Here is a 13,740-nt window from a genome sequence, read left to right as displayed (position 1 = left end):
ATTATGCGAAAATTACATGCTTAGTAGCTCATTTTGTAGCTTTTTAGTTAAGCTAGTAACTATTAAATTATAAGAGTCGTCTATCCATTCTTTTATTTGTTGATCAGAAATACTTCCTTCGATATTTACTGTATTCCAAAGCCTTTTATTCATGTGCCAACCTGGTAAAACAAAGCTGTACTTTTCACGTAGCTCAATGGCTTTTTCAGGATCACATTTCACATTCATGCTCAGTTCCTTATTGATATTTGTAAGCAGAAACATTTTGTTCATTACTTTAAAAACAAGCGTTTCTTCATCAAAAGGAAAACTTTCGCTTACGCCTTTTTTAGTAATGCAATAGTCTCTTAATTCTTCTATGTTCATATATTATATATGGTTTAATTGATCAATTGTTATATCCCTATTGTGTATTTTATTGATAGAGGAGAAGTAACTTAGTTTTGTATAGTTCTTTAACCATTTAGCAGTATAGCAATTTAGTTATTCAATCTATAGGTGCTATAAAGGCATCTTCAATGTGTTCAATTTCAAATTTACCATTTCGTTTAATCACTGATATAACATCAAAACGCACTTCCATCTGAATATCTTTTGCATCAACATAGCCTTGAGTCGCTCTGCAAAGAAATTTAATTTTCGATAGCGTAATCGCATCTGCAGGATGTTCGAAATGATCTGTTGATCTAGATTTAACCTCTACGACCACCAAGCTTTTCCCATCTGTGGCGACAATATCCAATTCTTTTTTCTGATAAATCCAATTTCTTTCTAGAATTTTGTAGCCTTCACTTAGCACATGCTTTGCGGCTAAATCTTCACCTAATTTGCCTAAATCGTTATGGTCTGCCATTGCTTTTAAAATTTAAAAAGGTTCAAAATTTTCACGCAAAGAGCGCTAAGAGTTAATTGATTTGTGTAATACGCTAAGATCGCAAAGGGTCTTGATTACTCTTTATAAACTCTGCGTTCTTTGGGTAGAAATTTAATTTTTCCAATCCAGAGTTACTTTAGTCTTATTCACATCAAGTGTCACTTTTTTTCCCAATGGTAAAGGCCAATTCTCATCAATATGTCCAGCAGGAAAATTGAAAATTACAGGATATCCATAATCCTTAATTGCTTCATGTATTATTTCATAAGCTGACTTCCCGAATGGCGTTTCTCCATCTTTCATACCACTCATTCCTCCAATAATTAGACCTTCAAGATGATCTAGCTTGCCACTTAACTTTAAGCTATGCATCAATCGATCTAGATGATATAAATCTTCATTCAAATCTTCTATGAAAAGAATTTTCTTATCTGTATTAAGTTCATAATCGGTAGAATTTAAACTACAGATAATTGAAAGATTTCCACCAACTAATTCAGCTTCACAATTGCCAAATCTGTTGAATTCATGAGAAGGAATTTGATAGTGTGTTAATTTCCCATCTAAGTAATCGACAAGTTTTTTTAAAGATCCTGAATCAGCAATATTTTCTGTGAAATTGATTGGCATTGTTGCATGCAAACTTCCAAAATGTAGGTTATTTAAATGTGCATGGAAAATAGTAATATCACTAAAACCAATTATGAGTTTTGGGTTTTTAGTAAATCCATCGAAGTTGAGCTTATCAATTATGCGAATACATCCATAACCACCTCTTGCACATATAATCGCACGTATGTCGTTTTGGTCTAGCATAAATTGAAAATCCTTAGCCCTATTTTCATCTGTTCCAGCAAATATGTGGTGTGCGTCAAAAACATGTTCTCCTAATATGACTTCGTATCCCAATGATTCGAGTACAGTTTTAGCAGTCATGATTTTTTTTCGGTCAATTTTACCAGCGGGAGCAACTAAGCCAATTTTATCTCCTTTTTTCAATAACTTAGGTTGAAACATATAATGTTGTATTTTAAATGCAAACTTGTGACTCTATGATTCTTACAATTAGAGTATTTTCATTTTTTAATAAACTCTAAATTAGCAATAAAATAGTGAATTGTAATATTTAAGATTCCGGAATCATTTCAAAACTATTGCTTGAAATTGTTAATTCTATTTTATCTTTGCGCTTCGGAGACCGATTCATTAATCGGCTACTCTCAAATTGTTTCATTATTAATACTTAAGGTCTTTGTAAAGTTCCAAGAGACAAATTGATATCTCTTGTCGAATTAAGGTCTTTTAAAACCTCGATTTTCAGATGACAAAATTTAACAGAACACTTGTTACTACTGCTCTTCCTTACGCGAATGGGCCAGTACATATTGGGCACTTAGCGGGCGTATATGTTCCTGCAGATATTTATGTGCGTTATTTGCGTATGAAAGGTGAGGATGTGTTATTAATTGGTGGTTCGGATGAACATGGTGTACCAATTACGATTAAGGCAAAAAAAGAAGGTATTACACCACAAGATGTGGTTGATAAGTACCATAATATTATAAAAGATTCTTTCAAGAAATTTGGAATCTCATTCGACGTTTATTCTAGAACAAGCTCGAAAGTTCATCATGAAACAGCTACTGAGTTTTTCAAAACTCTTTATGATAAGGGTGAATTTACAGAAAAAACTTCAGAGCAATTTTACGACGCTGATGCCAAACAGTTTTTAGCTGACCGTTATATTACAGGAACTTGTCCTCATTGTAAATACGAGAAAGCATATGGTGACCAATGCGAAAGCTGTGGTACAACCTTAAATGCAACTGATTTAATTGATGCAAGATCGGCTATTACAGGAAACAAACCTGAATTAAAAGAAACAAAACATTGGTATTTACCTCTTGATAAATATGAGCCATTTTTGAAAGAGTGGATTCTTGAGGAACATAAAGAATGGAAGCCAAATGTTTACGGACAATGTAAATCGTGGTTAGATAATGGACTTCATCCAAGAGCGGTAACTCGTGATTTAAACTGGGGAGTACCTGTTCCTATTGAAGGTGCTGACGGAAAAGTACTTTACGTTTGGTTCGATGCACCTATTGGGTATATTTCTGCTACTAAGGAGCTTACTCCAGATTGGGAAAAGTATTGGAAAGCTAAGGACACAAAAATGGTTCACTTTATTGGTAAGGATAATATTGTATTCCACTGTATTATTTTTCCTGCTATGCTTAAAGCTGAAGGTTCTTATATTTTACCAGATAACGTACCATCTAATGAATTCTTAAACCTTGAAGGTGATAAGATTTCTACTTCTCGTAATTGGGCAGTTTGGTTGCATGAATATCTAGAAGAATTTCCAGAAAAGCAGGATGTATTACGTTACGTTTTAACAGCAAATGCACCAGAGACTAAGGATAACGATTTTACTTGGAAAGATTTTCAAGCTCGTAATAATAATGAGTTAGTAGCTATTTTCGGAAACTTTGTGAATCGTGCTCTTGTATTGACTCATAAATATTTTGGAGGAATAGTACCACAAGCTGGTGAGTTAACCGATTTCGATAAAGAAACTTTAGCTCAGATTCCTGTGATTAAAGCTGAAATAGAAAAAAATCTGGATACCTATCATTTCCGTGAGGGACTTAAGGTAGCTATGAGTTTAGCTCGTTTAGGTAATAAATATTTGGCTGATACTGAACCTTGGAAAGTGATTAAAACCGATGAGGCACGTGTTAAGACTATTCTTAATATTTCTTTACAGATTTCAGCTAACTTGAGTACTTTAATGGAGCCTTTCTTACCATTTACAGCTGAGAAACTTCGTGGTTTCCTTAATATAGATCGTATTGAGTGGGCAGATGTAACTGCTGATGCTCTTGATGCAGGTCATCAAATTAATAAGCCTGAATTGTTGTTCGAGAAAATTGAAGATGCAACGATTCAAGCACAGGTTGATAAGCTTGAGGCTACTAAGGTTGCTAATGAACTTGAAAATAGAGTAGTGACTCCAGTTAAGGAAAATATTAGTTTCGACGATTTCATGAAAATGGATATTCGTGTTGGAACTATTATTGATGCTGAAAAGGTTGCTAAAACCAAGAAACTTCTCAAAATTACTGTTGATACGGGTGTTGATACAAGAATTGTAGTTTCTGGTATTGCAGAGCACTATAAGCCAGAAGAAATTATTGGTAAACAAGTAAGTCTTTTGATGAATCTTGAACCAAGAAAACTAAAAGGAATTGAATCGCAAGGTATGATTCTTATGGCTGAAGATGCTGATGGTAAATTGGCATTTGTATCGCCAGATAAAGCTGTTACTGCTGGTTCTGAAATTCGATAATTCGATTTGAATATAAGATATAGCCCCAATCGTTTTAGAACGATTGGGGCTTTTTTTGCTATTAATTTTTGATGTATATCAGATAGTTTTTTAAACAATACGTTATGCTTCAAGTATCTTCAATATAGATGAGAATTTCTTCTGAAAAGTATTTTGTTTTATAAAAACAGAAAAGCACCTCCGATACCGAAGGTGCTTTTCATATGTACTTTAATCCTTAAGTCGTTCAAATTATTAAATTGTCCGACTTTTGATCTTTATTTTTGTATTTTCATTTCAACCTTCTCTGTTGGGACTTTATTTTTGTTTCTTTCATCAACAGCAGTAATTAGTTTATTTGCTAATTCACCGAAAGCCATACCTGTTACAGTATTTTCATCTAATGCTGCAGGTTTTCCATTGTCACCACCCTCACGAATGCTTTGTACAATTGGAATTTGACCCAATAAACTGATGTTTTTCTCTTCAGCTAGTTTTTTACAACCATCTTTACCAAAAATATAATATTTATTGTTTGGTAATTCAGCTGGTGTAAACCAAGCCATATTTTCTATCAGACCTAAAATAGGTACATTAACTCCAGCGCCTTCGAACATACTAATACCTTTTATAGCATCAGCTAAAGCCACATCTTGAGGTGTACTTACTATAATAGCACCCGTTACTGGTACTGTTTGTACCAATGTTAAGTGAATATCAGATGTTCCAGGAGGAAGATCGATTAATACGAAATCTAATTCGCCCCAGTTGCCTTCTTCAATCAGTTGTTTAAGTGCATTGGAAGCCATAGGACCTCTCCATACAGTTGCTTGTGCAGGATCTACAAAGAAACCAATAGATAGCATCTTAACTCCATGAGCTTCGAATGGAACAATTTTATCTTTACCGTCTATTTTTACTACAGTAGGATTTGCATCCTCACAACCAAACATTTTTGGAATTGAAGGACCAAAAATATCTGCATCGATAAGGCCAACTTTTTTTCCAGCTTTTGCTAGAGCAACAGCCATATTTGATGCAACTGTAGATTTACCAACACCACCTTTACCAGAAGCAATTGCAATAATATTAGTTACTTGAGGTAATACTGTAGGAGCTTCAACAATGTGCATTGCTTTTGCCTTAATATTTCCCTTAACATCAGCATCCTTGTCTACGAAACGTAAAATATTTGTAACACAAGCCTTTTTTAAAGGGATGATATTAGGATCATCTGACTTTTGAAAGATTAGGTCGAAAGCAATTTTCTTGCCTTCAATCACCATATTACTAACCATATCAAGGCTAATAATATCTTGATCGCTACCAGGATATTTTACAAGCCTTAAAGCATCGGTAACTTGTTTGTTTGTATACGACATGATATAGATTATTTTAATGAGTTGAAAGTGAATGAGAGATTCCTAAAATCAGCAAATTTAGTTACAGATAAAAGTATTTTCATTTACGAATTGACTCTTTAATTATTTAATTATTGGCAAAGATATGCATTTAGATTGGTTTTAAATAAAATCTTCAGGGAGTTCCTTTATTGGATCCCAAAAATGTTCTTTAAAATTTTGAATTTGATCATCAATCACAATAACACCTTCGCTTTCGAGCAGTTGTTGCATTATATTTTCTCCTGGAAAATGATGTTTTCCAGAAAGCATTCCAATGCGATTGACAACCCTATGAGCGGGAATATATTCCTCACTTGTGTGAGATTTGTTCATTGCCCAACCCACAAGACGAGAGCCTCTGGGTGAACCAACAAAACGAGCTATGGACCCGTAATTACAAACGCGCCCAGCAGGTATTTGTTGTACAACTTTAAATATGCGAGTGTAAATGTCAGACATTACAATAGTGACTTATGACTAAATTCTAAATGCTATCTTTTTTAATTTTAGGACTTTTCTCTGTAGTTTGGATACGTCTATCTCGACCAAAACTACGGTATTCGTCCAATTCAAGCTCAACATCGGGTTCAACAAATTCGGTTTTACCTTCTAATAAAAACTGAATGTATTTGATAGGAATTCCTTTGCTTAGAAATTGAGCTTCGTAGTAGGTTTTAATGCCTAAGATATCATTAGCATGTTCAGAATTATATAAATCGTCAGTATCGGTTAAGACCTTAAGTTTATTTTCCTGAATCATGTATTTCGTATATTGATAAAGGAACTGGCTATCAGATTTAAGATGAATTATACCATTAGCATTCATCAAATCGCTGTATAGTTTCATAAAACGAGTACCCGTCAGTCGTTTGGTAACTTTCTTCATTTGAGGATCGGCAAAAGTGATCCATATTTCAGAAATCTCACCATTGGAAAATACAGATCGTAAAAGTTCAACGTTTGTACGAACAAAGGCTACATTTTTTAAGCCTTCTTCAGTCGCTATAGTTGCACCTTGCCATAATCGGGCACCTTTTATATCGATACCAATAAAATTTTTGTCAGGAAAGCGCTGAGCTAAACCTACAGTGTATTCGCCTTTACCACAACCAACTTCCAGAACTATGGGATTATCATTTTTGAAATATGCCTTGTTCCATTTGTTTTTAAGTCTGAATTCTTTGTCCCAAACATCTTCGTGTGAGGGTTGGAAAACATTCTCAAAAGTCTCCATCTGTGCAAAACGCTTTAATTTATTTTTAGCCACTTTCTTATTCTATTATTGTGTAAATAAGTTATCAGATAAGTTGTCTGCTTATTTTGTGATTTTAATGATTTGCGTTATCAATTTTTAGACCTACGTTTACAATTCCCGGTAAGTTATCATCTCGCATACCTTGCACCATTTCGAAGGTGTAGAGTCCTGGTTTTGTAAATTGAATAGCTGGTTTAAAAAGAACTTGTAAGTCAAATATATCTCCAAAACCACTACCATACCATTCTCCTGTGTCACTTGCCAATTGGCATTCGAATTTTTCTTCGCTTATTTTTCCATCAGGATCTATTTGTTTTACGAAAAGCCATAGGTTACTGTATTGGTATTTACCTGTATTTCTGATGTCTACAGAAATACTATGTGGTTGAATGGAATCAGTAATCTCTACTTCAAAACTAGCAATATAATCTTTACTCCATTCATGATTTGGGATATCTACATAGTTCTCATACACACGATTATCCTTACAAGCACTAATAATAAAAATGAGTACAAAACTAAAGAGTAAAAGGTATTTAGACTTAAATTTCATTGTTGTTAATCTTTAAATTTTCGTTCGGCATATTTTCCTATTTGATAAGCTATAAGAAGAGGTATTAAACCAAATCCAATATATTTTTCAATTAGATCAAATTTAATTAGAACGATCAAAAATACTGCTGAAACAATAGCAAAAAACATATCAAATGCTAGTTTTTACTGATATTCATTAGTGTTAAGTTTAATTTGTAAAATCAATATCTTATAAGCAAATAAAGTACTGAGGTGAGTTTTTGTCTCAGTTCTCAATACTTTATAAATTCTTATTTAAGAGAAAACTTAATCTTTAGCTTTATTTATTTTACGAGGTTTTCTACGAAATTTACGTTTCGGATGTGGTTTTTTTGTTGTCTTTTCTTTATCGAAACGATGCAAACTATCTTGTCCAACAACATTTTCGTAATCGAGAACCTTTTTAGCTACTTCTTCTTTTTTGCTTATAAGCTCACGAACTTTTGTTCCTTTTTTATTTAAACGAATAATTTCTTTTACCCTATCGATAGGAATTTGAACCATGTTGACAGCGTAATTTTTGTCGAAGCTGTACCACATTATACGTTTAAAAATATCTGTTTTCTGATGATAAGCTGTTCCATCATCACATTCCAATGGAATGTTAGTAGCAGGGAAATCTTTACGAGCATCAATATAAACATCCATTTCGTAATTTAAGCAACACTTTAATTTACCACATTGGCCAGCAAGCTTCTGAGGATTCAAAGATATTTCCTGATAACGAGCAGCGTTTGTTGTTACTGATACAAAGTTGGTTATCCAAGTTGAACAGCAAAGTTCTCTACCACAAGGACCAATACCTCCAATACGTCCAGCTTCCTGACGGGCACCAATTTGGCGCATCTCAATTCGAATTCTAAACTCTTCAGCAAGAACTTTAATCAATTCCCGAAAATCAACTCGTTCATCGGCTATATAATAGAAAATAGCTTTTGTTTTATCACCCTGATATTCGACATCACCAATTTTCATATTTAGCCTTAATTCGGCTGAAATTTGGCGAGCTTTAATCATTGTTTTATGCTCAAGAGCAATGGATTCGTGCCATTTCTCAATATCAACAGGTTTAGCAATACGGTATACTTTTTTTGCTTCGTAGGTTTTTGGGTCGAGCTTTTGTTTCTTCATTTGCTCAACAATTAAATCACCTGTTAGCGAAACAATTCCTATATCATGTCCGGGAGATGCCTCAACGGCAATTATATCACCACGTTTAAGTCTAATTTTATTGTTGTTTGAATAAAAGCCCTTACGTGTATTTTTAAATTTAACTTCTATAATATCGGGACATAATGGACTTTCAGGAACGTCGCCTAACCAATCGTAAACATCTAGTTTACCTGCCAAAAGGCGATGGTCAATTTTACCCGTAGAGCAACCTCCACATTTTTTCTTGGGTTCCTTTTCTTCTATCATATGTATATATATTGAGTGCAGAAACTCACTAAAGTACCGTGTTTAGTACTAAAATGGTTTGCATTATCTTTGTATTGAGTTCGAAAAATCGAACTGTAAATCCTACAATCGTGTCTGCAAAATTAGCTAATAAAATGGTATATCTGTCAGATTTACTGAGAGTCTATATCAAAAATAACTCCTAAAGATAATTAATTTTTTAAAGGACTAGAGAATCAGGAAAAATATATAATTAAAGAAGATTTTATTAGTATTTATATCTGAATCAAATAAGTGAGCTATTTTAAGATCTAAATCACCTTTACAAAATATTTATTTTAGCTGTGCTTTTATTAAAAAAGATTTAGAATCGACTTTATCGACTTTATTTTTAGGTTTTTATACTTTAATTAAAATGTGGCTCCCAGTATGTGTTTGATATTTAAGATTCACCTTTTTTTATTATGGTCGCAATAATTTTATCCATCTTAAGCTTAGGTCAAGGAAAATGATTTTAGCATTACCATTTTGTTCTATATCGTTGTAAGCTTTGGTCAATTCATCAGCTATTTGCCAAACATTATCTTCGTTAATGAATGGAGAAAAGCGCTGAGAAAAGTTCATTTCTTCTCCGTTTAGAAAAGTCATTTCCTCCTGTTTTAGATTAAGAATGAAGTTTTCTCGAATCATTTTTAAACAATACTGAAGGAAACTTTTTTGTCTTTCTCTTCCTATAGCACTAATTTCTTCGGACCAAGTCATAAGATCAAGTACGTTTCGTGCATAGCAAATACGCATAATACTTACAAAACGATCGAAGTTGAATGCATTCTCATCGGAGTTTTTAATCAAAGTGCGCGCTTTTTGATAGCTTCCTTCTGACAATCGAACTAGATTCTTTAATTCGGTATCAGAAAGATTGTATTCTGATTTTAGAGCTAGGCTAAGAGCCTCTTTTTCAATTCTTGGAATTTTCATCATTTGTGCTCTCGATCGAATGGTTTGTAGTATTCGATTAGGCTCTTCGGAAACTAGAAAGAAAATGGTTTTGTTTGGCGGTTCTTCAATCAGTTTAAGTAGCTTATTAGCACAAGAAGCATGCATCTTCTCTGGCAACCAAATAATCATGATTTTATAATCCGACTCATAGGTTTTAAGATTTAATTTTTTAATAATCTCATTACTTTCATTTGAGTAAATCATACCTTGAGCATTCTCAACACCTAAGCTAGAATACCAATCGTTTAGATCGAAATAAGGATTGCTTAATACTTGCGTTCTCCATTGTTTAATGTAAGTATCGCTAACAGGATTGCTTACACCTTTTCCCTTAACAACCGGAAAAACAAAGTGTAAATCGGGATGAATAAGTTTTTGATATTTTTTACAAGAAGGGCATTCTCCACACGAATCATTGGCTTGTTTATTTTGGCAAGAAATGTATTGAGCGAAAGCAATTGCCATGGCTAATTTTCCAACACCCTTTTCACCAACAATAAGTTGCGCATGGCTCACTCTATCAGCATTTACCGATTGAATAAAGCGAGATTTCGTATCTTCTTGTCCAATAATATCTTTAAACTGCATGTGTTTTGGTTTGAATCGTTAAGCCATTGTTCATGACATTTTCAATTAGATACCAAAGGTAAAAAAAATAGACTTTGTTCTGATAAATTTTTAAGACGATAAATATTCTTGTGTCGAGAGTTAGTTTTGAAATGATGATGTGAAAATAATTGATATACCTAAGTTTAATATTTAATCCAATATATGAGGCGTTCAGTTCATTTTATTCTTAAAAAGAGACCATCGGTGATGATTGTTAGGTATGTAAATTAAATATTATGTATTGTTATTGTGAGTAGAAACATTACCTTCAACCTAAGTAAAAATTAATCAAAACAGGATTTATGTTGTTCGGTCGAAGGAGAAAATATAATGAAGCTTTTTTGAATTCCTTTGGAAAAATAAAAGACGATGTCTTCAGTTTTGATCTGATTGAATCTTATTTTAAGAATAAGAAAAATGAATCATCTTTTCAGGTTTTGTCTGATAAAACATGCCAGGATTTAGATTTTGATGAGTTGTTTATGTTTCTCGATAGAACACAATCAAAGGTTGGACAACAATATTTATACAATAAACTCAGATGTATTCCTTCTGATCAAGATCAATTAAAAAGGAATGAAAGTTTGATTGAAACTTTTAGGGAGAATACTGACTTACGCTTAAAAACACAAAAACAATTGGATAGGTTAAGTGCGAATGGTTGTGGTTATATTTCGTCTCTTTTTCAAGAAGAATACATCAAGCCTCCCAAGTGGTTTTTTTTAATACCGCTACTATCATATACAAGTCTATTCTCATTATTGCTTATCCCTTTCAATCGGAATCTATTTTTTGTTTTTCTAGGCGTTGTCATTATCAACTTAGGGATACATTATTGGAATAAGAAAAACTTATATTATAATTTACTATCAATTCCGGCACTTCTAGAATTATCTAATACGGCTAAAATTCTTTTTGAAGAGGATTGTTTTAAAAATATTAATCCTAAGCTGAAGTTATCTACGGATGTTATTGATAAGCTGAGGTTCAAAATGAAATTCTTTAAAATTGGATCGGATACAGCAAGCGAATTTGAAGCAGCAATGTGGATGATAATAGAATTGGTTAATATTATGTTTTTATTAGAACCGATCTTTCTATTTAGTATATTAAAACAATTTGATACAAAAAGAGCTGAACTTGAAAGTGTTTTTACTTTTGTAGGTGAGATTGATTCTTTGATAAGTGTTGCTTCTCTTAGAGAAGGAACAGCTTCGTATTGTATTCCTAATATTACAGAAAGTAACTCTATCATGTTAGTCGAAGAGCTTTATCATCCTTTGATTACTAATGCTGTACCCAATAGTATTCGCGTAAAAGATAAATCGATTCTATTAACGGGGTCAAATATGTCTGGTAAAACGACTTTTATCAGAACTATTGGTGTTAATGTCTTAACAGGTCTCACCTTAAATACGTGTTTCGGAAAATCATTTTCTTTGCCAAGAATGCGAATTTTTTCTGCGATTAGAATTAGTGACGATTTAATGAATGACAGAAGCTATTATTTTGAAGAGGTGCTGACAATTAAAGAAATGATTGAGGAAAGTCAATCCGAAAATACAAACCTCTTTCTTCTGGATGAAATTTTTAAAGGAACCAATACCATTGAACGAATTTCAGCAGGGAAAGCCGTTTTATCTTCCATAGCTAAGGGGAATAATATTGTTTTTGTATCAACTCATGATATTGAACTTGCCGATTTGCTTCAAGATGAATACGAACTTTATCACTTTAGTGAAATTGTTGGACATAAGACTGTCGATTTCGATTACAAGCTTAAGTCTGGGAAGCTCAAAAATCGAAATGCAATTAAAATTCTTCAAATTAACGGTTATCCCGAATCAGTCATTCAAGAAGCCAATTCTCTAGCATTAGAAATGGATACATCTTTGGCTTTAAATATTTAGAGTTTTAATTTTACCTTAAACATTCATTTTTATTAAAATTAATTCTAAATAATTTTTAGAGATAGAGGATTTTATATAGGTTTGCTTATTAAAAGACTTCTGAGTCTGATATTAAATGAAAAACTAATATAAAATATGAGTCCTTATATAAATAAAGAACACGACGAGCTTAGAATTAAAGTAAGAGAATTTGCTGAAACAGAAGTGAAACCTTTGGCAGCAGATTTGGACGAGAATGAAGAGTTTAGTTCGAGTCTTACTCAAAGAATGGGTGAGTTGGGGCTTTTTGGAATTTATCTGCCACAGCAATATGGTGGACAAGGAAAAGATTATCTATCACTCATAATTGCAGTTGAGGAAATGGCTAGGGTTGATGCTTCACAAGCTTCAACACTTGCAGCTCATAATTCATTGGGTATCGGGCCTATTTATTATTTTGGGACTGAAGAGCAAAAGCTTCAATATTTACCTAAATTGTGTACTGGTAAAAATGTTTGGGCATTCGGTTTAACAGAAGAAAATGCAGGTTCTGACTCAAGAGGAACGCAAACAAAGGCTGAGTTAATTAATGAAAATTGGTTAATTAATGGAGCTAAAAAATTTATATCCAATGGTTCTTCTGAATCATCTTTAGGTGTTACGTTACAAGTAATTACGGCCGAGAAAGCTGGTGAAAAGGAATTATCTGTTATCTTAGTTGATCGGAATACCGTAGGGTTTAATGCTTATCCTATGAAAGGGAAAATGATGTGGCGTGCTTCCGATACATCTGATTTGACTTTCGAAAATTGCAAAATTCCAAAAGCTAATCTTTTAGGAGAGCTTGGTCAAGGTGCTAAAATTATGCTGAAAACATTGGACTCTGGACGTTTGACCATTGCTGCAATGGGACTTGGTTTAGCTCAAGGTGCATACGAGGAAGCATTGAAATATGCACAAAAGAGAGAGCAGTTTGGCAAGCCTATCGTGAAATTTCAAGCCATTGCTTTTAAGTTGGCTGATATGGCCACAAAAATTGAAGCAGCTAGAGCTTTATTATATCAAGCTTGTTGGTTGAAGGATAATGGACATGAGTTTGGCAAGCAAGCGGCAATGGCTAAACTTTATTGTTCTGAAATTTCTAGGGAAGTGGCGAACGAAGCCGTTCAGATTCATGGCGCTCATGGACTTTTAAAATCCTCAGATGTTGAACGATTTTATAGAGATCAACGAATTTTGGAAATTGGAGAAGGAACTTCGGAGATACTTCGTTTAGTTATCTCAAGATATATAACAAGTGATAAGGGTAAAGAAAAATCAAGGATAAGGCTTAAAGTGGATGATGATAAAGCGAAATCAAGTTTAAAGGATAACTAAGGATAAAGTAAGTTTAGACAACCGATAACCAA

General features: G+C 33.3%; 13 protein-coding genes. 3 read left to right on the top strand and 10 right to left on the bottom strand.

Going from position 1 to position 13,740, the window contains the following annotated elements; genetic code table 11:
- Nucleotides 1–12: 12 nt before the first annotated feature.
- The 3 genes from EMN46_RS05915 to EMN46_RS05905 form a co-directional block, all read right to left on the bottom strand.
- Complete coding sequence (locus EMN46_RS05915; RefSeq protein ID WP_154199755.1) at nt 13–366, bottom strand: MmcQ/YjbR family DNA-binding protein; 354 nt, start codon at nt 364–366, stop codon at nt 13–15.
- A 121-nt stretch (nt 367–487) separates the two neighbouring features.
- Complete coding sequence (locus tag EMN46_RS05910; protein WP_154199754.1) at nt 488–853, bottom strand: YraN family protein; 366 nt, start codon at nt 851–853, stop codon at nt 488–490.
- 132 nt (nt 854–985) lie between these two features.
- A complete protein-coding gene (locus tag EMN46_RS05905; RefSeq protein ID WP_154199753.1) occupies nt 986–1,891 on the bottom strand; it encodes an LD-carboxypeptidase in 906 nt (301 codons plus the stop codon).
- 304 nt (nt 1,892–2,195) lie between these two features.
- Here EMN46_RS05905 and metG point away from each other — a divergent pair, with 304 nt between their 5' ends.
- Nucleotides 2,196–4,226, top strand: coding sequence for a methionine--tRNA ligase (gene metG / locus EMN46_RS05900; protein WP_154199752.1), 2,031 nt, complete (start codon nt 2,196–2,198; stop codon nt 4,224–4,226).
- Nucleotides 4,227–4,483: 257 nt separating this feature from the next.
- Here metG and EMN46_RS05895 read toward each other — a convergent pair whose 3' ends face one another.
- From EMN46_RS05895 to EMN46_RS05865, 7 genes are all read right to left on the bottom strand, one after another.
- The gene (locus EMN46_RS05895; RefSeq protein WP_154199751.1) at nt 4,484–5,587 is read right to left on the bottom strand and encodes an Mrp/NBP35 family ATP-binding protein; all 1,104 of its coding nucleotides are present in this window, start codon (nt 5,585–5,587) and stop codon (nt 4,484–4,486) included.
- A gap of 141 nt (nt 5,588–5,728) precedes the next feature.
- Complete coding sequence (locus EMN46_RS05890) at nt 5,729–6,067, bottom strand: MGMT family protein (RefSeq protein WP_154199750.1); 339 nt, start codon at nt 6,065–6,067, stop codon at nt 5,729–5,731.
- A 25-nt stretch (nt 6,068–6,092) separates the two neighbouring features.
- The gene (gene trmB / locus EMN46_RS05885) at nt 6,093–6,875 is read right to left on the bottom strand and encodes a tRNA (guanosine(46)-N7)-methyltransferase TrmB (RefSeq protein ID WP_368667499.1); all 783 of its coding nucleotides are present in this window, start codon (nt 6,873–6,875) and stop codon (nt 6,093–6,095) included.
- 61 nt (nt 6,876–6,936) lie between these two features.
- Nucleotides 6,937–7,416 (bottom strand): gliding motility lipoprotein GldH, encoded by a 480-nt coding sequence (locus tag EMN46_RS05880; RefSeq protein WP_154199749.1) that lies wholly within the window; start codon nt 7,414–7,416, stop codon nt 6,937–6,939.
- 5 nt (nt 7,417–7,421) lie between these two features.
- Nucleotides 7,422–7,565: a hypothetical protein gene (locus EMN46_RS05875; RefSeq protein ID WP_154199748.1), complete on the bottom strand. Its 144-nt coding sequence runs from the start codon at nt 7,563–7,565 to the stop codon at nt 7,422–7,424.
- Between the two features lie 138 nt (nt 7,566–7,703).
- Nucleotides 7,704–8,855, bottom strand: coding sequence for a regulatory iron-sulfur-containing complex subunit RicT (locus EMN46_RS05870; protein WP_154199747.1), 1,152 nt, complete (start codon nt 8,853–8,855; stop codon nt 7,704–7,706).
- Between the two features lie 441 nt (nt 8,856–9,296).
- Nucleotides 9,297–10,421 (bottom strand): DNA polymerase III subunit delta', encoded by a 1,125-nt coding sequence (locus EMN46_RS05865; protein WP_154199746.1) that lies wholly within the window; start codon nt 10,419–10,421, stop codon nt 9,297–9,299.
- Nucleotides 10,422–10,744: 323 nt separating this feature from the next.
- Here EMN46_RS05865 and EMN46_RS05860 point away from each other — a divergent pair, with 323 nt between their 5' ends.
- A complete protein-coding gene (locus EMN46_RS05860) occupies nt 10,745–12,352 on the top strand; it encodes a DNA mismatch repair protein MutS (RefSeq protein ID WP_154199745.1) in 1,608 nt (535 codons plus the stop codon).
- A 135-nt stretch (nt 12,353–12,487) separates the two neighbouring features.
- The gene (locus EMN46_RS05855; protein ID WP_154199744.1) at nt 12,488–13,708 is read left to right on the top strand and encodes an acyl-CoA dehydrogenase family protein; all 1,221 of its coding nucleotides are present in this window, start codon (nt 12,488–12,490) and stop codon (nt 13,706–13,708) included.
- Nucleotides 13,709–13,740: the final 32 nt, after the last annotated feature.

Origin of the sequence: Ancylomarina sp. 16SWW S1-10-2, assembly GCF_009669305.1 — a bacterium.
GTDB lineage: Bacteria > Bacteroidota > Bacteroidia > Bacteroidales > Marinifilaceae > Ancylomarina.
The sequence above is the reverse complement of the archived record's forward strand: the minus strand, read 5'-3'. Positions and strand labels throughout refer to the sequence as shown.